Here is a 25632-nt window from a genome sequence, read left to right as displayed (position 1 = left end):
TATGAAAATTACCGTTATAAAACTAAAAGCACATATTACGATTTTTGCAACTCTTGTTTTTATTGTTGTTTCGGGTTTGCTTTTTAATCTTATCCATTCGGTTATTTATACATCATTACAGTTCTCTTTCAATGCGGCATGCAGAATGGCGTTAGAGGGAACATTTGCGGGATTTAACAATGAAGTATTTGAAAAGTACGGAATATATCTTTTAAAGGATGCAGGAAGCGAAGATATAATAAAAAGGCTTATCAAGGATAACATTTCGGAGAGTTCCCTGGAGTTTACGGAATTGAATACTACAAAGGATGTATACATAACGGATAATAACGGTGAGCATTTCTACAATCAGACTTTGGATTACATGTCGCACGAGGGGATAAGCGAGGAAGCGGCTAAATACGCAAATATGTTTAAAAAGGAAGACTACGGGCAAAAAGCAGATTTTAACGACGATATGGAAAAGCTGAACGACTTAATAGACGCTGATATGTCGGAAAGCGAAATGAGAGACAGGATAAAAGAGATAAAAACCGGAGGAGGCATCAGTTCAGGTGACTTGAGTGCGGATATTGACAGAAAGATTGACGACATTGACGGAAGCAAAGCAAGTGAAAGCAGTGTGGAACTGCCGGACGTACCGGGTGATTTATACGATAAAATGAATTCGCCGGATAATAATTCCGTCGATGAAATTTTAAAAACAGAGCGCATATCGGAAAAAAATATTAATAATATTTCATTTACATCTTATGCATCCGGATCACATGATTTCAAGAAAAGCAATAATGTCGGTAAAACATTTATCAATAATGAGATATTCAGAGAATATCTGACATTAAAATTCGGTTCTTTTACCGGCCGAAAAGAAGAAAGCGAACTGTTGGATTACCAATTGGAATATATCATTATCGGCAAAAAGTCAGATAAAGAAAATATAGAAGGAGTTACCGGTCGGCTTAAGCTTATAAGAGAGGGGATAAATGTCGGATATATTTTTTCGAATTCCAAAATGAGAGCGGAAGCAAAAGCCCTGGCGTCAGAACTTTTCGGATGGACGGGGAATCCGGTTTTGGTACAGATTGCCGAATACGGGATAATCCTGTTGTGGGGCTATGCGGAAAGTGTTGCCGATGTTAAAGCGCTGTTAAACGGAGATAAGGTTCCTCTTGTAAAAAATGAGTCCACATGGCATGTTTCCATAATTGACCTTATTTCGCTTAACTATGAGCCGGATAAGGAAAAAACGAATTCCGGCATTAAGTATAATGAGTATCTCAGGGTGCTGTTGAGTATGGATAATGTGGATACACAGGTATTGCGGGCCATTGACTTGATCGAGTTACACATGATCGGAAAAGGAGACGAAAGTTTTAAAATGAGTGAATATATATTTGAAAAAAACATAACGGCAAAATGCAATCTTCCGTACGGGAGGAAAGAATATATCGTTGATGCGGAATATGCATATTCTAACAGAATGTGAAACAGGGGGAGTGGTTGAATAACATAAAACGGGCAGAGATAAGTTTAGTAAAAGCCAGCGGCGGGGTAACTCTTGAAGCGGCACTCATTATTCCCATATACATATTTGCGGTTTCTGTAATTATTAATATCATGATACTGTTGGGTGTGGAAATACGAGTCAGAGAAGCTGCGTTTGAGAGTATAAGGGAAGCAAGCGGTAAGGTGTATATGTATGTTGATGAAGATAACGGAACCGCGCTCCCTTTGGGAAAGTCAGTATTGTTCAGCATCGACGGAAACATAAAACGGAAGCTCGGTGATTCGCTTACATTGTCAAGGGCCGTAAAGGGAGGGATAAACGGAATAAATGTTACCTCTTCGGAAGTTTTGAACAATAATTCAAAAATAAAATTAAAAATAGAATATTCACTTAATACTCCGTTTCCTTATTTTAGTGCGGGAGATATTAAAGTATCGCAAAATATGGAGACATACGCATGGCTGGGCGAAGATTATATGGGACACAGAGAAAACACAAAATATGTCTATGTAGCAAAACACGGCACGGTTTACCATCTGACTCCTCATTGCTCTTATCTTAATACGGACATATATGTCAGCAATACGGGGGATATCATATACAAAAGAAATGCTTCGGGAGCAAAATATTATGCCTGTAAGAGGTGTTCTGACAGAGGTACGGTTGGAACCGTGTTCTATACACAATACGGTAACAGGTATCATTCGGACAGGGAGTGTACGGAGATACATCATGATTACAAAAAGGTGCCGTTATCAGAGGTTGAAGGAACAATGGGAAAGTGCTCAAAAGAATAAATGCCGTAAGAGCTGATTCATGATATGTTGTATCGTCATTAAGGAAGGTGATTATATACTGTTAAATATTTCAATACTGATTTCTTTTTTAATTCTCAGTTTTTACGACATTTTAATAAAAGAAATTCCGGTTATACCGGTAATTATGCTGGCAGTTTTAGTCTGTTTCGACCGTATTGTATTCGGGGGACTGAGGATAGATTCCATAATTTTAGATACTTTTCCCGTATTTGTCATGCTGATTTTCAGTTTGTTTTTACCGAAGCAGAGCATAGGCGCAGGAGATATTTATCTGTTTGCGGTTATCGGCGTCGCATACGGTTTCTGTGATTTAATAACAGTCATATTTTTTTCATCTGTTATTTTTATTGTTGTAATCTTTTTATTAAAACCTTTTATACCATTTAACAAAAAAACAACAGTCGGATTTGTTCCGTTTATAAGTATAAGCACCGCTTCACTGATTTGCTTTTAAACAAGGGGAGGTGACTGCAGTCATAAGAATAAATAAGTGGTTTAATTGCCGAATTGAAGCCGGTACAACCGTTGAAAATGCAATATTGATACCGCTGTTTACGGTAATCAGCATATCCCTTATTGCACTGAGCTTTTTTATACATGACACAATAATTATAAAAAGTGCAGCGTGGGAAAGTGCGATTGATGTTTCTTCAGTTACAAAAAAGGATATTTCCGGAGATGACATAATATACAGGCAAAATGTTTTGAATGACAAACTGAAGGGAGAAACTCTGTTTATAAGAAATCCGTCGGTAAATATATTTGCCGACGGTGGCAGAGTCGACGTGTCGACAAATTCAATATTTAAGATGAATTTTTCATTTTGGAACGATAAAACAATAAATACCGTAACTTCCGCAAAAAGGGTATTTCCCGCCATGGAGTTGAGAAAAATAAAAGCGATAAAGAATACATTTAAAACAATATTTAATTGAAAGAGACATATATGGATTATAAAAAGACAGTTGAAAACAATTCAAAATATTTAGTTTGTAAATGCGACGATTCTAAAAAATCATATACATATAAAATGCTGCAAAATAACGATATTGAAAGCCTGATTAAGCCTGGGGAAAGGAACATTAACGGTGAATTATATCTATACTATAAAACGGACAGTTACAGAACAATGGAAGAAATGTTTAATGACAGAGAATGTTTTATAAGAGATAAAGACATAAATGAGCTATGTAAATCATTTGTGAGGCTGGAACATGATTTATCGGATTATTTACTCAACATAAATAATGTGGTAATAAAGCCGGACACACTGATGTATGACAGTGAGAAGGGTATGTATATGTTTATTTATATACCGGAGTACTCCGACAATGAAAACGAGTTTCATAATTCGCTGCTTATTTTATGGGAATATATATTGTCGAAATATGACCATGATTCAGATATGAAAAGGACAATGAGAGTATATGAAACATATCAAAAAATAAGATCATGTAATTACACCATAGGAACGCTTTTATATAACATAACGGGTGTTGAAATAATAAATGAAAAAAACGGGGGAAACACAGGTTCACATGCAGACCGTGCAGGAGCGGCGGAGACGGCGGCGAAAAATACCGTTCATGTGAATAAAGGAACGGTTTCGGAAAAACATACAACTCAGGGAGCATCATATTATTCGGACGAAGATGATAAAATCAATATATGGGAGGATTCGGGATGTGCCGATGAATATCGGAGCGTACATCATGATTTTTCGAAAAACAGCACGGACTCTTCCAAAGGGATTCCGGAGTTAAAAGAAAAATCGGGCAGACGGATTGAGTCTTTCGAAAAAACGCCAAAGTACGGAATTACAAATAATTACGGGAGAAAAACGGAAAAGTATTTATTTATAATATTCATGGCAGCTGCCGCAATATGCACCGTTTTGATATTATTGCCGATAAATATGAAGCGTCCGAATACTTTTATTTTGTTTATCATAATTGCAGTCTCTTTATTCATATGTTTTAAATTCAGACATTCCGTAAACAATTCAAAATCTAAAAAAATACAAATCATTTATAACGACAGGGAATATAATCCGGAACAATTTCCGCTGACAGTAGGCAGCAGAGATGAAATGGATATTTCGATTCGGGAAAAGGGTGTCAGCAGACACCATTTAACCATATACGAAAGCGAATCGGAGTACTATATTGAAGATAACGGTTCTACTAACGGCACATTTATAAATAACAAAAAGATAAATCCGTTTCAAAAGAGAATGATTTTAGACGGTGATATTATATCGTTGGCTGATGTCAAATTAATAATTTGCATTAGTTAGTTTATAAAATTAATATATTATAAATTTGCTCACATATTATTTAATATGCTAAAATAGGGTACAAAAATTAGGGAGGTTTATTAATGAAAAAGAATGATTGCATTTTTTGTAAATTAGCCGGTGGGGACATCAAGACCAACGCTCTCTATGAAGACGATACAGTAAAAGTTATTTTTGATTTATCGCCTGCAAGTCGCGGGCATGTGCTTATTATTCCTAAAGAACACTTTTCCGATATTTATGAACTGGATGACGATACGGCCGCGCATATATTCAAAGTAGCCGTTAAAGTCGCCAATGCAATGAAAAAGACACTTGGATTTGACGGCTTAAATGTCGTTCAAAATAACGGAGAGGCTGCCGGTCAGACGGTATTTCATTTTCATATGCACCTTATTCCGAGATATGAAGGAGATAAGGTGAATGTAGGATGGGAACCCGGCAGTATAGATGAAAAGGGAATAGATGAATTAAAGAATCTTATTGAAAAAGAATTATAAATAATCATATGACAGCGTTTGAATCGACAAAATCATATTCATATGATTTTAATTGATTATATTTGTTTAGGAGAAATAAATGGTTGAGTTAAGTAACACAGGGGCATATTTAGTAAACGGCAATGAACTGATATTCGACACACCGGACAATGCTGCTCGCATAGCCGGTGAGTGTGCCGTTGGTAAAGAAGAAGCAAAGAAAAATACTATTGCTTACGGAATATTGGAATCACACAACACATCCGGAAACATGGATGAACTTAAAATCAAGTTTGATAAGCTTACGTCTCACGATATTACATTTGTGGGAATTATTCAGACGGCAAGAGCTTCAGGACTTGAAAAGTTTCCGATTCCTTATGTTCTTACAAATTGCCACAATTCACTTTGTGCAGTCGGCGGAACAATTAACGAAGACGATCATCTTTTCGGACTTTCGGCGGCAAAGAAATACGGCGGAGTTTACGTTCCTCCTCATCAGGCAGTTATACATCAGTATGCCAGAGAAATGCTCGCGGAGTGCGGTAAGATGATACTCGGATCCGATTCACATACAAGATACGGGGCACTCGGAACAATGGCTATGGGCGAGGGCGGCCCTGAACTTGTAAAACAGCTTTTAAGCAGGACATATGACATTAAAATGCCGGGAGTAATCGCGATTTATTTAACCGGAGCTCCTCAGCCGGGGGTTGGACCTCAGGATATTGCCCTTGCCATTATAGGTGAGGTATTTGCCAACGGTTATGTTAAGAATAAGGTAATGGAGTTTGTCGGACCGGGTGTAGAGAATTTATCCATGGATTATCGTATCGGTGTTGATGTAATGACAACCGAAACAGCGTGTCTTTCATCGATTTGGAAAACGGACGAAAAGACTAAGGAATTTCTTGAACTTCACGGAAGATCGGATGCATATAAAGAGCTTAATCCGGGTGCCGTTGCATATTACGACGGAGTTGTATCCGTTGACTTATCAAAGGTTAAGCCAATGATAGCGCTTCCGTTCCATCCAAGTAACACATATACAATAGAAGAGTTGAACGCCAATCTTGAAGATATTCTTCGTGATTGTGAGATTAAGTCGGAAGCTATTCTCGGCGGAAGCAGAATTAATCTCGTTAATAAGATTAAAGACGGCAAACTTTTGGTGGATCAGGGAATCATTGCGGGATGTGCAGGCGGCGGATATGAAAATATTTGCGATGCGGCAGATATCTTAAAAGGAGCGTCAATCGGAGATGATGAGTTTTCATTGAGTGTGTATCCTTCAAGTACGCCTATCTATATGGAATTATTGAGAAACGGAAGAATGGCTGATCTCATGGAGACGGGTGCTGTTGTAAAAACAGCATTCTGCGGCCCTTGTTTCGGTGCGGGAGATACTCCTGCCAATGATACGTTTTCCATCAGACATACCACAAGAAACTTTCCGAGCCGTGAGGGCTCTAAGCCTCAGAACGGTCAAATTGCGTCAGTTGCTCTTATGGATGCAAGATCCATTGCCGCAACGGCTGCAAACAAAGGTATACTTACACCTGCCACAGAGTTGGTTGACGTGCAATATACAAAGCCTGCATATCATTTTGACAGCAAGATTTATGAGAACAGAATATTTGACAGTCACAATGTTGCGGATCCAAGCGTTGAGTTAAGATTCGGACCGAATATAAAGGATTGGCCTGAGATGGTTGAACTTCCTGAGAATTTACTTATCAAGGTGGTTTCAGAGATACACGATCCTGTAACAACAACCGATGAACTTATTCCTTCGGGTGAGACGTCATCATATCGTTCTAATCCTTTAGCTCTTGCGGAATTTGCTCTTTCGAGAAAGGATCCGGAGTATGTCGGAAAGGCTAAGGCCGTGCAGATTGCGGAGAAAGCAAGAGAAAACGGTGAATGTGTAGGTACTGCGTTCCCTGAAATCAAACCTATTATGCACGCATGCAAGGAAAAGTTCGGCAATAATAAGCATAATACGGGTATAGGAAGCACCATATTTGCCGTTAAGCCCGGGGACGGATCGGCCAGAGAACAGGCGGCTTCGTGCCAAAAGGTATTAGGCGGATGGGCCAATATCGCAAATGATTATGCAACCAAGAGATACCGTTCTAATCTTATTAACTGGGGAATGGTTCCTTTCATAATAAAAGAAGGAGATCTTCCGTTTGAAAACGGCGATTATATCTTTATTCCGGGAATAAGAGATATGATTGCAAACGGCGGTGAAAAGATTAAGGCGTATGTTGTAAATAAAGACATGAAAGAATTTGAGCTTGAAACAGGCAGATTAACGGAAGATGAAAGACAGATCATTCTTGACGGATGCCTGATCAACTATTATAAAAATCACTAATTCCCATATTTAAACGGACAAGGGGTTATCGCATAAGCATAACCCCTTATTGTTGCAAATATGAGAAATTAAAAACATATAATGAGGGGAAATAACAAAGGGAGGTTATCATGTCCAATAACATATTAAACGGTGATTTAAACACTTTGGAAAATATTATTGTTGATGTTAATACCTACTCCCTTAGCGCCAGAAGACACGAAGAAATTCTTGATGAAATTGACACCATGGTCAAGAAGAGCGAAGCGCTTAAAAAAGAACTTGCAGATGAAGTGAACAGTAAAGTTCAAAGCGGTGAAAAGGCAATATGCGAAGGCTATGACAGAACCATTAAAGATGAAAGAGCCAAGCTTAAAAGTGTAAAAGCTGAGAGAGAAAAAGCTAAAGAAGCAGGAATGCGAGACAGAATATATGACGAAACAATTGATATAAAAAAATCAAACGACGAACTTATCAGAAAAAGAAAAGAAATGTTTAAAGCTGATAAAGTTCCTCCGTTCTGCTCAAATAAATTGTTTTACGCATTTATTTATCCGCAGAGCTTTACGGATTACATTTTATTTTTTGCAATAATGATCGGAATATTTGCCGTATTGCCTTACATTCTTGTATTGTTTACATCCATACAGACATGGGGAATAGTCACTTACGAAAGCATAACAGCCATATTGGGCGTAACCGTTTTCAGAATTATCAGAAATGCGACATTGCTCAAGCACTATGATGTAATAAAAAAAGGACGTAAAATTACCGACGAGATAAATTATAACAAGGGTATCATTAATAAAATAAAAAAAGGCATTAAGTCAGATACAAGCGAAACCATGTATAATCTCGGAGAATTTGACGATGAGATAGATGCAGTTTCCGCTTCCATAAGAAATACCGAAGCAGAAAGAGCGGCGGCGCTGGAAGACTTTGAAAAGAATGTAAAGCCGGACATTATAAAGAACATAGAAGAAGTCAGAAAACCCGCAATAGAAACTCTTCTTGAAGACATAAAGAAGAAAAGGGCTGAAGCCGATAATATTGCATCAGAACTGAAAACCAGGAGAGCATTCATTTCTTCCAATTACGAGGCATATTTAGGTCAGGACTTTGTTACAATACCGCAATTAAAAAGGTTAGAGCAGATTATGAGAAACGGTGATGCCAAAACCATAGGCGGCGCAATAGATGTATATAACAATATTTAAGGGGACTCTATATGACTACTAAAAATGTGTCTGACGCGGACCGAAATCAGATTGACGATCTTGAGATGGTCAGGAAAAAAAGAAATAAACGCAGGAAAAACAGAAAGCTGAGAATAATTTTTATAATTATTGTTGCGGCAGCCGTAGCGCTTATAACTTTTTTTACAATATTTAACATGACATACGGATCATATAAAACAGAACAATCATGGAGCAGAGAAAGTGATACCAATACTAAGTTTGTCCCATATAACAACGGTTATATAAGATACGGTTCATCAGGCGCTGCGTTTGTAAGCGGTGCCGGAGTTCAGCAATGGAATGTATCTTATTCAATGCAAAATCCGGCAATCAGTCAAAAGGACAACAATCTTGTTATCGGAGATGTCGGTGGCAACACCGTTGTAATGCTGAATGAAAACGGAGAAGTCGGGCGCATAAACACAGAATATAATATTTTAAAAGTTGAAGCCGCAGGCAGCGGTATAGCCGGAGTTGTAATGCAATCCGATGCCGACAACTATATAAATATGTACGGAGGAGATTCTTCGCTCATATATTCCATAAGAACAAATATAACAGGGGACGGATACCCTGTTGATATTGCAATTTCAAACGACTCTGCAAAACTTATTGTTGCATATGCAAAGACCAATGATTCCACGGTTGTTTCAAACCTGGTATTTTATAACTTCAGCGGAGATGCCGGCAATAAGGATACCAGGGTAGTCGGCGGATATAATGACTTTGACGGAAAGCTTGTAGGTCATGTTGCATTTTTGTCAAATGATACGGCCATAGCTGTATCGGAGAATTCGCTCAGATATTATACTGTCGGAACCACGCCTTCGGCAGGAGAGAAAATAGCTTTAGATTCCAAGATAAAAGATGTGTTTTACAGTTCCGGAAATGTAGGTATAGTATCTGAGACCGGAAATGAAGAAAATCCGTATAACATAAAGATATTTAATTCTAACGGCGGAAAATTATCAGATGTAAATTACGAAACCAATTACGACACATATAATTTTGACGGGAATACCGTTCTTATGTACGGAGGTTCGAATTTTGCGATTATGAACCTCAGCGGAAAGTTTATAACAAAACAAACCATTGACGGAACGGTTACAGCCTTTATTTCTACCGGTAGAAGAGGGAAATATTATCTTGTGGATGACAGATTTATTTCTCAAATCAAATTGACTTAAAGTGCATTATCAAACAGACACAGTGCCGGATTATATCATTCCCGTCACTGTGTTTGTTTTATTAATTAACGGTGCATATTTATTCATACTGAATTAAAATGTATTTAATTTTAAATGACATTAAGTCAATTACCGGTTAAGGAGGGATTATGAACCCAATACTCATCGTTGTAATAATTATATTGGGGCTTCTGGGGTTAAAAGGAGCTCTTAAGGGATTGTTTAAAATATTATTTTCGATAATAACACTTATTGCCTGCATTGTTATCGCAGGATTAATAACAGTTCCCGTAGCAAATGCCGTGAAAGATAATACGGGAATGTATAACGGTGTGGACGGACTTGTATATAATGTTGTTAAAGACAATAAAGCAGTTAACAATAAAGCGGACTCATCATTTGCGGCATTGAATATCGATCCCGAAATGACGGTAAGCGAAGAATTCGTCCCCGTATTAAAGTCTGAATCGCCTTTGATTGCAAGCGGATTGAATGCCAATATTGACGGTTACCTGTTGCCTTCACTGGTTAAGAATAATCTGAAGGTTACGTCAAAAGATGTAAGTGACAACATTAAGGCGGGTGAAACCGTTAAAAGCATCGTGTTACATACATTTTCACATAAGATTTCATGGATTGTATTCGTTGTTATTATATTTATTATATTGTTTATAATATTGGAAATAATATTCTGGATTATTTACAGGATATTAAATGTCTTTTCAAGATTACCCGGTATATCACTGCTTAACAGAATAGGCGGATTTGCCATAGGTGTATTTGAAGGATTGATTATAGTATGGCTTGGATTTACGATTTTGACATTATTTGCGGGAACACCTTTCGGAATAAGTTGTTTCGGATATATAAACAGTAATGGATTTTTGACATTTATATACAATAACAACCTCATAATGAAGCTTTTGGGATTCGCATAACAGATGAGTGTATTGAATTCTGTTAATGTTTCGCAACAGATGCGTTGACCCGGAAAGGATATTGCAATGGGAGACAGTGAAGAAAAAAGAATTAAATTGTCGGTTGTAGCTGAAAAAATGAAGCTGACGAATCTGACGCCTGATATAGACTTATCAAAAAAATACCTTACGGTTCCTGAGGTTAACAGACCGGCTCTGCAGCTTACGGGCTTCTTTGACGGTTTCGATAATGAAAGAATGCAGGTAATAGGAAGAGTGGAAAGAGCGTATTACAACTGCCTTTCCAAAGAAGACAGAATAAGCAGATTTGAAAGTATCATAGAACATAAGGTGCCGGGTATAGTATTTTGCAGAAATATACTTCCCGACGAAGAAATAATTGAGTTTGCATCGGAAATGGGAGTTCCGTTAATGCAGTTTGCCGGATCCACATCGGCGTTTATTGCCGAAATCATAAGATGGTTAAAAGTAAGACTGGCGCCTTCAATTACAATTCACGGAGTTTTGGTTGATGTAAACGGAGAAGGCGTTCTTATAACCGGAGAAAGCGGAATAGGAAAAAGTGAAGCTGCTCTGGAACTTATTGTAAGAGGGCACAGACTTGTAACGGACGACGCGGTAATTATAAAAAAAGTGAGCGACGAAACACTTGTCGGTAAATCCCCGGAAATAACCAAACATCTTATTGAGCTCAGAGGAATAGGAATTATAGACGTAAAAGAAATTTTCGGTGTGGAAAGTGTAAAGGATACACAGCAAATAGATATGGAAGTTCATCTTGAAGAGTGGGATGAGAAGAAAACATATGAAAGAATGGGACTCAACAGAGAATATAATGAATATCTCGGGAATAAAGTTGTAACTTACAATCTTCCCGTAAGACCCGGAAGAAATATCGCCGTTATTGTTGAAACTGCCGCGGTGAATCACAGACAGGAACAGATGGGATATAACACAGCTCAGAGATTGTACGAAAAAATTACAAAGCAGCAAATGGAAAAAGATATGGAAGACGACGATGTTGTCGATAATTTTGATAACTGGGAGAAAATGGACTAAGAGGTTAATATGACTGATGAATTAAAACTTATTACGGCGGAAAAGCTCACTGCTATTGTCGGTAAAGACAGAGTTTTGACTGATGAGCCGATGAGTGAACATACAACATTTAAAATAGGCGGCAACGCGAAAATTCTTGTGCAAATATCATCGGAAGACGAGATTGTGGAAATAATCCGACTTTTAAGAGACAACAACGTTGATTATTATATTATAGGCAACGGAAGTAATCTTCTCGTGTCGGATAACGGATATGACGGGGTTATAATCGAACTTCTTGACGGTTACTCCGATATTGAACTTCTTGATGCGGATGAGCTTGAAACGAAGTGTTCGGATAAAGACGAATACGTATACGTAAAGGCTCTTGCAGGTACAAGAATGTTGAAGATTGGTAAATTTATGGCGGAGAAGTCTCTTGAAGGATTTGAATGTCTCGGAGGCATCCCCGGAACCGTAGGCGGCGCAGTGGTAATGAATGCGGGAGCATACGGAGGGAATATATCGGACGTATTATTATATGCAAGGGTAATAACAAAAGAAGGCAATATTTTACGGTTAAATGCTGAAGAACTGGAACTCGGATACAGGACAAGCAATATAGAAAAAAACGGATATATTATCTCAAGCGTTGTATTAAAAATGAAAAAGGGCAACAGTGAAGAGATAAAGGAGCGAATTTCTGATTACACACAGAGAAGAACGGGGAAACAGCCGTTGGAATATCCAAGCGCCGGAAGTACGTTTAAAAGACCGGAGGGGCATTTTGCCGGTCAGTTAATAGACGAAGCGGGACTTAGAGGATATAAGTCCGGAGGAGCGCAAATATCGGTTAAGCATGCCGGCTTTGTCATAAATACGGGAGATGCGACGGCGGAGGATGTTATTAATGTCATTACTCATGCACAGGAAGAAGTATTTAAACGAAATAATATCAGGTTGGAAACAGAAGTGAAAAGGTTGGGATTTTAATGTCGTTTTCCAAAAAAGTAAAAAAAGAATTAGAGGCTGTTACGGATGAAACGTCACAGGATTGCAAACGGGCTCAACTAGCCGCAATGACGGCCTGTACGGGAGAAACGGACGGAGATATTTTAAAAATAAGTTCCGACAATGATATGGTAATTGATATTATGGCTAAACTCATCAGGGAACTGTATAACATTGAAACCGTCAATACATCTCCCATATTAATATCGGGAAATGAACATGCCGTAATCAGGGAGGGACTGAAGACAGATTCGGATATTCGTGATATACCCGTGATGCTGTTTAAATCGACATGCTGCAAGAAAGCTTTTTTGCGCGGAGCATTTTTGTGCAACGGTTCCGTAAATACCCCGGAAGGCGCTTATCACTTTGAAATTTCTTCCCCGTCAAAAAAGTTTGCCGGGATAATAAAAGATATATTATTTTCGTTTGAAATAGACTCAAAGCTTATCGAGAGAAAAAGCCACTATGTGGTATATCTGAAGGACAGCTCCGAAATAGCGGATGTGCTTAATATTCTTGGAGCCCCGTTATCTCAAATGGAATTTTACAATGCAATGATATTGAAAAGCGTAAGAAATGACATAAACAGAAAGGTTAATTGTGAGACGGCAAACCTCAATAAAACCGTTGCCGCGGCGATGAAGCAGATTTCAGATATTGAAATCATAAGAGATACTGCCGGGCTGGATACACTTCCGGCTTCGCTTCTTGAGACGGCTCTGTTAAGACTTGAGAACCCGGATGCAAGCTTAAATGATTTGGGGCTGCTGCATAATCCTCCAATCGGAAGATCCGGAGTTAATCATCGATTAAAATCAATATCAAAACTTGCCGATGAATACAGAAATAACAAGTAGGCATAACTTAATATTATTAGGTGACCGCTTAAGATAATAAATTATATGCTTAATTTTATTAAGCGGAAAACGATATATATGTTTGTGCACGGCATATTATACTTAATAAACTAAAATTCCAGTAGAACAAATGTGATATTTTTGATAAAATAAAATCATATTATTTGAAATAAGCATTTATTTTATTATTCTATAAAATTTGTTCCAAGGAGGTAATTACAATTGAATAACGAAGAGATGATGCAAATTACACCGGATAATAAGGAGTTATTTCAAAAATTGCTTCAGGAATGTCTTGATACAAATAAAATAAATCCTAATCTGTATATTGAGTACGACGTAAAAAGAGGATTGAGAGACAGCAACGGAGAAGGCGTGCTTACCGGTCTCACTGAGATATCGGATGTAAGCGGCACAGAGAATGTTAACGGAAAAAAGATCCCGGTAGACGGACATTTGTATTATCAGGGTTATGAGATAGGGGATATAGTAAAAAAGTTTGAAGGTCACAGATTCAGATTTGAGGAGATAACATATCTTCTTTTGTTCGGAGACCTGCCTACCAAAAATCAGCTTGCAAGTTTTATTAAGGTTCTACACGATTTAAGTGAACTTTCAGGTTCTTTTGTCCGTGACGTTATCATGAAGGCGACAAGCACCAATCTGATGAATTCTCTCATGAAGAGTGTCCTTACTCTTTATTCCTACGATGAAGATCCGGATAATACATCAGCCGAGAACGTCCTCAGACAATCACTTCAGTTAATCGGAAAACTTCCTCTTATTTCATGTTATGCATATCAGTCATATATGCACTTTAAAAAAGACGGAACTCTTATGATAAAAAATCCGAGAAAAGATTATTCTATAGCGGAGAACATTCTTTATATGCTCCGTGAAGACGGTGAATTTTCACCTCTTGAAGCAGAGGTTCTTGATATTTGCCTTGTTACTCATGCGGAGCACGGCGGCGGAAACAACTCAACATTTACAAACCGCGTCGTTACATCTTCGGGAACAGATACATATTCGGCAATAGCGGCCGCAATAGCTTCCTTAAAAGGTTTCAGACACGGAGGTGCCAACCTTCAGGTTCATCACATGTTTGACAACATTAAGAAAAATGTTTCCGATTGGGAAGATACGGAAGAAGTGAAGGCATATTTGGGTAAGATACTTGATAAGCAGGCGTTTGACGGGGCGGGTCTCATTTATGGTATGGGACATGCGGTATATACACTTTCAGATCCGAGAAAGGTTATATTAAAAGAATTTGCCAAGAAACTTTCGGTGGAAAAAGGAAGAGAGAAAGAGTTTGCCTTATATGAACTTATAGAGAATGAGTCTCCCGACCTTATTAAGGCAAGACATCACATGTTTAAGCCTGTATGTGCAAATGTAGACTTTTACAGTGGATTTGTATATTCAATGCTTGGAATTCCGGAAGAGATGTTTACTCCTATATTTGCCATTGCGCGTATATCCGGATGGAGCGCTCATCGTCTCGAACAGATTGTAAACACAGGTAAGATTATCAGACCTGCTTACAAATATGTCGGTGAACACAGGGAATATGTGGATATTGAAAAAAGAGTGTCTATATACGAATAAGGAGGTCTTATGTCAGTTTACAAAGTAGTAAAACTGCATAAGCCGTTTGACAGAGTTATAGAAGTGCCCGGCTCGAAAAGTATTACGAACCGGGCGCTTCTTTTGGCTTGTATGACAGGCGGCAAATGTAAGCTAAAGGGAGCTTTATACAGTGACGATACTATACATTTTATCAGTTCTTTAAGATCCATGGGATTTAATGTTGAAATATCTGATAACGGAGACATTGAAGTTACGGGACAGGGCGGTAATATACCGATAAGTATAGGAAGTATAGATGTCGGAAGTGCAGGGACGGCTGCCAGATTTCTGACTGCATTTTTGGGATTATCGGATTGTATTTATACCGTTAACTGTTCGGAACAAATGGCGAAACGTCCGATGAAGCCGTTATTTGATATTTTGTGCAAATTAAAGGCGAAGATTACATATTTGAGGAGCAGAGAGCATTTGCCGGTTAAAATAATGGGAGCAACTCTGGCCGAATCCGTTTACGGAGACGTAACCGTTGAAAGCGAATATGATAAGGATTTAAGTGAATTGCTGTCCCTGTCTTCGGAAGAAAAGGAAGAAGAGGTTGTTATAGACGTTCCGTCTGATATGAGCACACAGTTTTTAAGTGCATTGCTTATGATAGCTCCCGTATATGCCAATAAAGTGATGAAAAAAGTTGTTTTAAATGTTACGGGTAAAAGAGGGCTTGGTTCATATGTACTTATGACAAGAAGGATGATGGAAGAATTCGGAGTCTCCGTAGAATGTGAGCATGATAATGATACGGGATTTGTAAAATATATCATAGATATCGGAAAGTTCTACAGCAGAGATGAATATGAGATAGAACCGGATATATCATCGGCAAGTTATTTTTACGCCGCTGCGGCAGTAACCGGAAGCAGAGTTAAAGTAAAAGGCGTTCACAAAAATTCACTTCAGGGTGACATAAAATTTATTGAAGTTCTGGAAAATATGGGATGCAAAACAGAAGAACAACATGACGGAATTGTTCTTGAAGGACCGAATCACAAATTGAAGGGGATAAGAGTCAATATGCGGGACTTCTCAGATCAATCAATGACACTTGCGGCGATTGCTCCGTTTGCCGATTCAGACGTGGAAATAACAGGCATAGAACATATAAGAGGTCAGGAATCGGACAGAATAAACGGAATGGTCACCGAATTGAGAAGAATGGGAATCAGTGCCGATGAACTTGATGGAGGAATAACGGTTAAGCCGGGAAATCCTAAAGCTTGTAAAATAGAGACTTATGAAGATCACAGAATGGCAATGGCTTTTTCTTTGCCCGGATTACTTACGGACGGAATTGAAATAGATAATCCGGAATGTACAGGTAAAACATTCGGGAATTATTGGGACAAGTTAAATGAACTTTATTAAGAATCAGGGATGTTGCAGTCCGACATCATTCTTTCTGATTTAAAAATATCAGTCATAAATATAATAAAGAATTTATAATTCCTATATGTACAATTTAGCAAAGACTAACTATAATGAAAAATCAAACATGACTTAATTACTATTAATGCAGCTCTTTGGCTGATATTATTAAGGAGAACAGAGATATGACGAAAATTGATATTATATCGGGATTTTTGGGCGCAGGCAAAACGACGCTCATAAAAAAACTTTTGACGGATAAAGCATTCGGAGACGAGAAAGTGGTTCTTGTCGAAAATGAATTCGGAGAAATAGGAATAGACGGAAAACTTTTTGACGAGGCAGGTATTGAAGTTCATGAAATGAACTCAGGATGTATCTGCTGTTCACTTGTGGGTGATTTTAAGACTGCTCTTAAGCAGGTTGTGGAAGAATATCATCCTGACAGGGTTATTATAGAACCTTCAGGTGTAGGAAAGCTTTCGGATGTTATAAGTGCGGTTAAAGAAGCTGATATTGACGACGTTGTAATTAACAGTACAACAACTATAGTTGATGCGGGCAAAGCTAAGATGTATTCAAAGAATTTCGGTGAATTTTTTGATGATCAGGTAAAAACCGCCGGAACGGTTATTTTGAGCCGTACACAAAATACGGACGAATCAAAGATTATGGATGCTGCGGAAATTGTTACGGGGCTTAACGAAAGATGTAACATTATCACAACGCCATGGGATCAGTTGACGGGAGTTCAAATTCTTAATTCAATAGAAAACAGATCAGACCTTATTGATGTTTTGATTGATGAATTAAAGCATCCGGGTCGTCATTATCACGATCACGGTGACGGACAATACCATTTTCATGCCGAAGATGAGGAACATGAACACGGAGAATCATGCGGATGCGGACACGATCATGAGCATGGACACGATCATGAGCATGGACACGATCATGAGCATGGACACGATCATGAGCATGACCACGATCACAACCATGAACATGACCATGAGCACGACCATGAGCACGGACATGACCACGAGCACGGAGAATCATGCGGATGCGGCCACGATCATGATCATGATCATCACCATCACGCTGACGATGTATTTACAAACTGGGGAATTACAACACCTAAAACATACAGCGTGGAAGAATTAACTTCTATTCTTGAAAACTTTGACGATTCGGGAGTGGGTACCGTGCTCAGAGCAAAGGGAATTCTCTCTGACAGTGAGGGCAATTGGCATAACTTCGACCTTGTACCGGGTGAGTTCGAAATAAATGATACAACACCTGATACAATAGGAAGAATCTGCGTTATAGGAACCGAATTAAACGAAGATAAATTAAAAGAATTATTTAAATTATAATTTTTGAAAATTATTGATACCGATTTATTATGCAAAGGGGTTGTTTATTTTAAGACGGCCCCTTTGTATTAATATAATAAATTATAAAATTATTAATGGATCTATTATATGATATGAGTGTCATAAGTACATTCTGCCGCTCATTTATTTATGGCGGCGGATTTGACACTGTAATCATTATATTGAACAGCATATTATATTGTCAGCAGGTGAAAAAATGAGTAATGAAGAATATTTGATTCCGATATTTTTTATAAACGGGCAGCTTGAAAGCGGAAAAACAACATTTATTCAGGAAATAATTTCCGGAGGGCAGTTTGATGCCGCGAAAAAGAAACTTCTTATAACGTTTGAAGAAGGAGAAGTTGAATACAGTAAAGAATTGCTGGATGAGCATGATATAGATTTTGTAAGTCTGAGCACTTCTGAAATGACATCCGAAAAAATGTCCGAACTGGACAGGCAATACGATCCTTGGCTCGTAATAGTCGAGTTTAACGGAATGGCTGATCCAAAGAAGTTCAGAGACCTTGATATGCCTCACGGTTGGCAGGTTTATCAGTCAATCACAATCATGAATGCCGAAACATTCCAAAATCAGTGGAAGAACATGAAGTCTATTATGGCAGAGTCTGTTAAGAGCGCCGAATCGGTGGTATTTAACAGATGCAATGAAGAAATGGATCTCGGATCCTTCAAAAGAAGCATGAAAGCACTTAATCCGGCCGTTGATATTATTTTTGAGGATAAGTCCGGAAATATTATTTCGGGAACAAATGATACAGTCCCTTACGATATGGAAGCGGATGTTATTGAGATTAATGACAATGATTTCGGAGTATGGTTTATTGATTGCAGGGACAGACCAAGGGCGTATGAGGGTAAAGTTGTACGATTCAAAGCTCAGGCGTTGAGGGATCCGGAGCTGAAGGAAAATGAATTTGTAGCAAGCAGACAGGTAATGACATGCTGTGAGGATGATATTGCCCTGGTCGGATATATCGTTAAAAAGACGGATGTAATTACAGATAAGTCTTATCCCGCAGACAGGGAATGGGTTATTATAACCGCTGAGATTACCTACGAAAACAGAGACGAATACAACGGCATGGGCCCCGTGCTTATAGCAAAAACGATTGAAACATCGGAAAAACCAAAAATAGAAGTTGTGGGAATCTGACGTATGTTTATTAATTACGGTGCAAAATATTAAATTGACAAGATATATTTTTTCTTATATTATATTACGGTATGCCGCATAAGAGCGGACAGAAGCAGTATCATAGGGATACTCTCCGGTCTTAGCGAATAACTCATTGGGAGGTTATATATGTACGCAATTATTGCAACAGGTGGAAAGCAGTACACTGTTAAGGAAGGTGACGAAATCGTTATCGAAAAGCTCGGAGTAGAGGCCGGTCAGGCAGTTACATTTGACGAAGTACTTTTCGTTGGCGGTGAGAATGCCAAGATTGGTAACCCTACTGTAGCCGGAGCATCCGTAAGTGCAACAGTTGTTAAGGAAGGCAGAGGTAAGAAGATTATCGTTTGCAAGTACAAGGCAAAAAAGGGTTATACAAGAAAGAATGGCCACAGACAGCCATTTACAAGAGTTAAGATTGAGAAGATTAACGCATAATCACTCAGAATAGGAGGCATTGATATGTTATTTTTAAACCTTCAATTATTTGCTCATAAAAAGGGTGTTGGTTCTACAAAGAACGGTCGTGATTCAGAATCAAAAAGACTCGGTGCCAAGAGAGCAGACGGACAGTTTGTACTTGCAGGCAACATTCTTTACAAGCAGCGCGGAACAAAGATTTTACCGGGCGTTAACGTAGGCCGCGGTAAGGATGATACACTTTTTGCACTCGTTGACGGAAAGGTTAAGTTCGAGCGTAAGGGCAGAGATAAGAAGCAGGTTTCGGTTTATCCTGTAGCTGAAGCTTAATTATTTTAATATAATTCGTAAAGTGCGGAGAGCTCATGCTCTTCGCACTTTTATTTTTGATAAACATAAAAGTTAAAAAGTATACAAAAAAAGCATTGTAATTCGTTGAGTTACATTATAATATATCATAATAAACAAAAGATTACCGGTATTTTATCCCCGCAAGGGTGTTATACATGATATTGCCGATATGTTATAACGAATTTATCAGGATGATAAGGCGGTGATATATTATGAAAAAAGAAAAATTTGATGTTACGGGGATGACATGTTCAGCCTGTTCGTCAAGAGTTGACAAGGCCGTCCGCAAACTTGAAGGGGTAAGCGAAGTCAGTGTCAATTTACTTACCAACAGCATGGAGGTTTCCTATGATGAAAATGTTACGTCGGCAGAGGATATTGTTAACGGAGTGGTTCGCGAAGGATACGGAGCCGTTCCTCAAAATTCCGGCGTAAAGTCCGCGGATAAAAAGGAATCCCTTAAAGAAAAGAATAAAAAAACAAAAGACAGTATAAAATTAAGACTTATTATATCTGTTATTTTTGCATCTCCTCTTGTTTATATCGCAATGGGAACACATGGTATGTTTCCTATGCCGGGATTTTTGTATGATGTGTTTGTGGATCATAAAATGGCGCTGGTTAATGCATTTACGCAGATGTTATTAACTTTGCCGATAATATACGTAAACAGATCGTTTTTTTCAAAGGGCTTTAAGACATTATTCCACGGCGCACCCAACATGGATACCCTTGTTGCGCTGGGAACCGGAGCGGCATTAGTGTACAGTGTATATACAATATATCGAATGGCCGCGGCGGCTCCGACGGGAGATCATGAAGTACTTCATCATTTGATGATGGGGATAGATTTCGAATCGGCAGCAATGATTCTTACTCTTGTTACTCTCGGTAAATTTTTTGAAGCCGTTTCAAAGGGAAAGACAAGCGAAGCAGTTGAAAAAATGATGGATCTTGCTCCTAAAAAAGCCAATGTTATAAGAAACGGAAAGGAATCTGAAATAGGAGTAGAAGAACTTGCAGTCGGAGACATTGTCATTGTAAGACCGGGAGAAGCCGTTCCGGTTGACGGAGAGATAATTTCCGGAGGTTCATATATAAATGAAGCAAATATAACGGGAGAGAGTATACCTGTTGAAAAGAGTGTGGGAGACAGCGTAGTTTCAGCTACCATAAATATGTCCGGAGTAATTCAGGTAAAGGCTCTAAAGGTAGGTGAAGATTCAACCATTAATCAGATAATTAAGGTTGTGGAGGAAGCGAGCTCATCAAAAGCACCTATTGCAAAACTGGCCGATAAAGTTGCGGGCGTATTTGTTCCGATTGTAATGGCTGTTGCGGCAGGAGTATTTATTACATGGATGATTGCAAGCGGAGACTTCCAAATGGCGCTTTCAACCGCAATTACGGTTCTTGTAATATCATGTCCTTGCGCAATGGGACTTGCAACCCCGGTAGCCATCATGGTAGGTACGGGAAAGGGAGCGGAAAACGGTATACTTATAAAATCCGGAGAAGCATTTGAAGCCGCAAAGGGAATCGATACCATTCTTCTGGATAAGACAGGAACAATAACCGAAGGCGTGCCTAAGGTGACGGATATCTATCCGTTTGGCAACATAACCGGCGGCGATCTGCTTAAGACGGCGGCTACTCTTGAACATTCAAGTGAACACCCTCTTGCAAGGGCTATTGTAAAAAAGGCTGAAGACGAAAAGATCGAACTCGGAATTACCGACGATTTCAACGCAGTATTCGGACAGGGCGTTGAAGGCGTTATAGGCGGTAATAAAGTATATTCCGGCAACATTTCATATATGAAGACACTGGGATTGGTGAATGAAAATGAAGAGGCACATGTAAGATCCAAATTGGATGAGTTTGCAAATGAAGGAAAAACCCCTCTTTTATTTGCCCGCGACGGACGGATTATAGGTATAATAGCTCTCAGAGACGAACCGAGAGCAACAAGTATTGCGGCAATTGCCGAATTCAAAAAATTAGGTGTAAAACCTGTAATGCTTACGGGCGATAATGAAAAAACAGCCAAAGCAATCGCCGAAAGTATAGGGATTGATACGGTAATTGCAGAAGTGCTTCCTCAGGATAAGGAAAGAGAAGTCAGAAAACTTCAGCAATCGGGAAGAAAGGTTGCCATGGTCGGAGACGGAGTAAATGACGCTCCGGCTCTTGTAAGTGCCGATTTAGGTATAGCTATAGGTGCGGGAACCGATATTGCCATTGAAAGCGCCGATGCGGTAATCATACGAAACGATCTTTTGGATGCGGTAACGGCGGTTAAGCTCAGTCGTGCCACCATAAGAAATATCAAAGAGAATCTGTTCTGGGCTTTCTTCTATAATGCGATATGTATTCCTATTGCAGCCGGTGTATTTTATCCTGCATTCGGTATTACACTTCAGCCGATGTACGGTGCTTTGGCAATGGGATTCAGCAGCGTATTTGTAGTTACCAACGCGCTCAGATTAAAGTTGTTTAAACCCGTAAGATTAAATAAAGACACGAATTCGGATATGCCTGACAGTCAAAATTATGAAAACGAATACGACAATCCGAAAAAACGGGAATCGGGTAATGCCGACAAAGCAAATAATGTTGAAAAAATCGAAAAAGACAGCACGGAAAGGGAGAGTGAAATTATGAAAACAGTTGTTATTGAAGGAATGATGTGTGAACATTGCAAGAAAGCCGTTACAAAAGCACTTGAAGGAATTGACGGAGCAACCGGAGCTGAGGTTGACTTAGAAGCAAAGACAGGAGTCGTAACGGGAAACGTAACCGATGAAGCAATAAAAGCCGCAGTTGAGGATGCGGGTTACGAAGTTGTTGAAATCAGATAAAACAACAGTATAATTAACAGATTAAAGTCAGGTTTATATGTGGAAACAGTGTTATGTAAAATCGAATTCACATATAAACCCGACTTTATTTTATATTGCCAACCCTTTGCTAACTATACTATGATAACAGGAATGAAAAAAAACAGTATCATGTAAATAAGAGGCCTGAAGCATGGATAATATAATTATAAAGACATTTGTAAAAAATTATAAAAATGTAAATGATCCTTCGGTTCGTGCATCATACGGAATGGTAGCCGGGATATTCGGAATAATATGTAATATTATTTTGGCGGTTTTTAAGGTTATCGTCGGCATAATCACGGGTTCGTTTTCCATTATTTCAGACGGAGTTAATAACATTTCCGATATATGTTCAAGCCTTGTAACCCTTTTCGGATTCAAATTATCCAAGAAGAGGGCTGATGCGGATCATCCGTTCGGACACGGAAGAATAGAGTATATAGCAGGAATAACCGTTTCCATCGTAATAATAATGGTCGGTGTGGAACTCATAAGAACTTCCGTTGAGAAGATAATTGCGCCTGATGAGCTGGACTTCACTCCGGTTACATTTTTTATTCTGGCAGGTTCCATAGTTCTTAAGCTGATTATGGGGTCTTTTTATTCATCAACGGCGAAGAAAATTAATTCAAGTGCACTGAGAGCTTCCGCCGCAGACAGTTTTTCGGATTGTATAGCTACCGGAGTTGTACTCGGTTCAACGGTTTTATATATGCTGACGGGAATAAACATCGACGGATATGCAAGTGCCGCAGTAGCGGTATTTATTCTAATAACGGGTATCAATGCGGTAAGAGAGACAGTTCATCCTCTTCTCGGGGAAAAGGTGCCTGAAGAATTGTCGTCCATGATAAAGAAAGAAGTATTAAAAGATAAAAGAATATTAAGAGTTCATGACCTTATAATACATAACTACGGAGAGGGAAGAGTTTATGTAACTCTCCATGCTGAGATAAGCTCAGAATATTCACTTATGGAAGCTCATGAAATAATAGACGAGGCTGAACGCAGGGTGCAGGGATGTCTTAAATGCGACATAACTATACATACAGACCCGATAGATATGTCGGATGAAAGATATAAAGAACTGTATAAACTTACGGCTCACATTCTGGGACATATTAATGTTTATAATTTGGCTGATATATCCAATTCAACACATAAGGATAAAGAAAAGCCGATGTACTATTCCATGCATGATTTTCACATTCATCATTTCGGAGATAAAGAAGAAATTTCATTTGACCTGGCGGTTCCGGACAACTTTACGGGTTCTGCCGATAAATTGAGAGATTATATTAAATCGGAAATACACAGAACCGAGCCCGATGTGGGTGTGGACATACATATTGACAGGTTATATGAGCGAATATGAGCTCTTTAAATATACGGGCATGGGAAATACAATTAAATAAAACACGGTATGATTTGAATTCGAATATAAAGAAAAGCTGTCGGATTATATAAAATATAATGACAGACATTTTTATCGGATTTAGATCATACCGTGTTTTTATATTTAAATAACACAAAGGAAGTGACGTGCCGAAAAGTTTCGCATATTATGACCAACCGCCGTCGACGGTGATTATCTGCCCTGTAAGATAAGGAGGAGAATCTATAATATGAAGTACTACTTCGGCAACTTCTTTCGGTGTACACATTCTGCCTGCGGGAATTTCATCGCATATGGCTTCTATATCTTCTTTTGTAAAACATTTATTCATGTCCGTGTCAACTATTCCGCATGCAACGGCATTTACGGAAATATTGCTTGGAGCGAGCTCCTTTGCAAGCGCCTTTGTAAGTGCGTTTACACCGCCTTTTGTGGCGGAGTATGCAACTTCCGTGCTTGCACCGATATTTCCCCATATGGAAGATATGTTTATAATTCGTCCGTTGTGATTATGTAACATTGAGGGAATAACGGAATGTGAACAATTATATACGGAAGTAAGATTTGAAGTAACTATTTCATTCCAATCTTCAGGCGTAGTATCCTGGAGAAGACCTATTTTAGAAATTCCCGCATTATTTACAATCGCAAAGGGAGTACCCAACTCTCTTATTGCCTTGCTGATAAATTCGTGAGCATCCGAAAAATTCCCCATATTTCCCTGATAAATAAAGCATTTAACGCCCTTTTCAGAGGCGTATTCTCTCATTTCTTCTAACAAATGATAATTATGTACGCATGAAACGGCTGTATTTATGTTTCTGTCGATACATTCATATGCTATTGCGGCACCGATTCCGCGTGAAGCTCCGGTTATAATGACAAAATTGTCATTGGGTATATATGTCATATATTTTCTCCTAAAAAAACAATATTCACACTTTTTATACACAATGCCCATATATAGTGTTGTGTAGTGTATATAATACTACATATAACGATTTTGGGCAAAATAAAACGAAAATGAGAAAATTCAACAGTAGACACTGTATAATGTACTAAATTTTATACATAGATATTATTGTGCAGATTGCACAAAACAACTATTCAACTCATATATAATTAATAAAAAATGTGTATATTATGTGGAATTATTCACAATTATTCACATTCAAAATGTGCATAATTTAGGTTATTCACAAAGTTATTCACACTATTCACATTTTTTGTGTGTGAAAAATGTGTGTAATTGATGATTAAAAT

Annotated in this window: 22 protein-coding genes; 21 read left to right on the top strand and 1 reads right to left on the bottom strand. The window is 38.5% G+C overall.

From position 1 onward, the window contains the following. The first annotated feature begins 1 nt into the window (after position 1). The 21 genes from ACYQ1N_RS01100 (at position 2) to ACYQ1N_RS01000 (ending at position 24348) form a co-directional block, all read left to right on the top strand. On the top strand, positions 2 to 1486 hold the full coding sequence (locus ACYQ1N_RS01100) for a DUF5702 domain-containing protein (protein WP_459831697.1): 1485 nt from the start codon (positions 2 to 4) through the stop codon (positions 1484 to 1486). Positions 1487 to 1500: 14 nt separating this feature from the next. Further along, positions 1501 to 2304, top strand: a complete 804-nt coding sequence (locus tag ACYQ1N_RS01095) for a TadE/TadG family type IV pilus assembly protein (protein WP_459831694.1) — start codon at positions 1501 to 1503, stop codon at positions 2302 to 2304. A gap of 19 nt (positions 2305 to 2323) precedes the next feature. Then, complete coding sequence (locus ACYQ1N_RS01090) at positions 2324 to 2779, top strand: prepilin peptidase (RefSeq protein ID WP_459831691.1); 456 nt, start codon at positions 2324 to 2326, stop codon at positions 2777 to 2779. Positions 2780 to 2789: 10 nt separating this feature from the next. After that, positions 2790 to 3260 (top strand): hypothetical protein, encoded by a 471-nt coding sequence (locus ACYQ1N_RS01085; RefSeq protein WP_459831688.1) that lies wholly within the window; start codon positions 2790 to 2792, stop codon positions 3258 to 3260. Positions 3261 to 3271: 11 nt separating this feature from the next. After that, positions 3272 to 4621: a DUF6382 domain-containing protein gene (locus ACYQ1N_RS01080; protein WP_459831686.1), complete on the top strand. Its 1350-nt coding sequence runs from the start codon at positions 3272 to 3274 to the stop codon at positions 4619 to 4621. An 83-nt stretch (positions 4622 to 4704) separates the two neighbouring features. Next, positions 4705 to 5121: an HIT family protein gene (locus ACYQ1N_RS01075; protein WP_459831683.1), complete on the top strand. Its 417-nt coding sequence runs from the start codon at positions 4705 to 4707 to the stop codon at positions 5119 to 5121. A gap of 79 nt (positions 5122 to 5200) precedes the next feature. After that, a complete protein-coding gene (locus tag ACYQ1N_RS01070) occupies positions 5201 to 7480 on the top strand; it encodes a hydratase (RefSeq protein WP_459831681.1) in 2280 nt (759 codons plus the stop codon). Between the two features lie 110 nt (positions 7481 to 7590). Beyond that, on the top strand, positions 7591 to 8676 hold the full coding sequence (locus ACYQ1N_RS01065; RefSeq protein WP_459831678.1) for a hypothetical protein: 1086 nt from the start codon (positions 7591 to 7593) through the stop codon (positions 8674 to 8676). Between the two features lie 11 nt (positions 8677 to 8687). Then, entirely contained in the window at positions 8688 to 9884 is a 1197-nt protein-coding gene (locus ACYQ1N_RS01060) for a DUF5711 family protein (protein WP_459831676.1), read from the top strand. A gap of 149 nt (positions 9885 to 10033) precedes the next feature. After that, on the top strand, positions 10034 to 10822 hold the full coding sequence (locus ACYQ1N_RS01055; RefSeq protein ID WP_459831673.1) for a CvpA family protein: 789 nt from the start codon (positions 10034 to 10036) through the stop codon (positions 10820 to 10822). Between the two features lie 66 nt (positions 10823 to 10888). Further along, a complete protein-coding gene (gene hprK, locus ACYQ1N_RS01050; RefSeq protein WP_459831670.1) occupies positions 10889 to 11881 on the top strand; it encodes an HPr(Ser) kinase/phosphatase in 993 nt (330 codons plus the stop codon). Positions 11882 to 11890: 9 nt separating this feature from the next. After that, the gene (gene murB, locus ACYQ1N_RS01045) at positions 11891 to 12853 is read left to right on the top strand and encodes a UDP-N-acetylmuramate dehydrogenase (protein ID WP_459831668.1); all 963 of its coding nucleotides are present in this window, start codon (positions 11891 to 11893) and stop codon (positions 12851 to 12853) included. Continuing rightward, positions 12853 to 13731 (top strand): DNA-binding protein WhiA, encoded by an 879-nt coding sequence (whiA, locus tag ACYQ1N_RS01040; RefSeq protein ID WP_459831666.1) that lies wholly within the window; start codon positions 12853 to 12855, stop codon positions 13729 to 13731. The genes murB and whiA overlap by 1 nt, the downstream gene beginning before the upstream one ends. A gap of 237 nt (positions 13732 to 13968) precedes the next feature. After that, a complete protein-coding gene (locus tag ACYQ1N_RS01035; RefSeq protein ID WP_459831757.1) occupies positions 13969 to 15342 on the top strand; it encodes a citrate/2-methylcitrate synthase in 1374 nt (457 codons plus the stop codon). A 9-nt stretch (positions 15343 to 15351) separates the two neighbouring features. Continuing rightward, complete coding sequence (locus tag ACYQ1N_RS01030; protein ID WP_459831664.1) at positions 15352 to 16743, top strand: 3-phosphoshikimate 1-carboxyvinyltransferase; 1392 nt, start codon at positions 15352 to 15354, stop codon at positions 16741 to 16743. Between the two features lie 185 nt (positions 16744 to 16928). Further along, positions 16929 to 18116, top strand: coding sequence for a CobW family GTP-binding protein (locus ACYQ1N_RS01025; RefSeq protein WP_459831662.1), 1188 nt, complete (start codon positions 16929 to 16931; stop codon positions 18114 to 18116). A 217-nt stretch (positions 18117 to 18333) separates the two neighbouring features. Then, on the top strand, positions 18334 to 19296 hold the full coding sequence (locus ACYQ1N_RS01020) for a TIGR03943 family putative permease subunit (protein WP_459831659.1): 963 nt from the start codon (positions 18334 to 18336) through the stop codon (positions 19294 to 19296). Between the two features lie 150 nt (positions 19297 to 19446). Further along, the gene (rplU, locus tag ACYQ1N_RS01015) at positions 19447 to 19755 is read left to right on the top strand and encodes a 50S ribosomal protein L21 (protein ID WP_459831657.1); all 309 of its coding nucleotides are present in this window, start codon (positions 19447 to 19449) and stop codon (positions 19753 to 19755) included. A gap of 24 nt (positions 19756 to 19779) precedes the next feature. After that, on the top strand, positions 19780 to 20067 hold the full coding sequence (rpmA, locus tag ACYQ1N_RS01010) for a 50S ribosomal protein L27 (RefSeq protein ID WP_177955768.1): 288 nt from the start codon (positions 19780 to 19782) through the stop codon (positions 20065 to 20067). Between the two features lie 233 nt (positions 20068 to 20300). Further along, entirely contained in the window at positions 20301 to 22949 is a 2649-nt protein-coding gene (locus ACYQ1N_RS01005) for a heavy metal translocating P-type ATPase (protein ID WP_459831654.1), read from the top strand. Between the two features lie 172 nt (positions 22950 to 23121). Continuing rightward, a complete protein-coding gene (locus ACYQ1N_RS01000; protein WP_459831652.1) occupies positions 23122 to 24348 on the top strand; it encodes a cation diffusion facilitator family transporter in 1227 nt (408 codons plus the stop codon). A gap of 187 nt (positions 24349 to 24535) precedes the next feature. Here ACYQ1N_RS01000 and ymfI read toward each other — a convergent pair whose 3' ends face one another. Next, a complete protein-coding gene (gene ymfI, locus ACYQ1N_RS00995; RefSeq protein ID WP_459831650.1) occupies positions 24536 to 25279 on the bottom strand; it encodes an elongation factor P 5-aminopentanone reductase in 744 nt (247 codons plus the stop codon). Between the last annotated feature and the right edge of the window lie 353 nt (positions 25280 to 25632).

It is taken from the genome of Howardella ureilytica (assembly GCF_054657495.1).
This window is presented reverse-complemented; position numbering and strand designations above follow the sequence as displayed.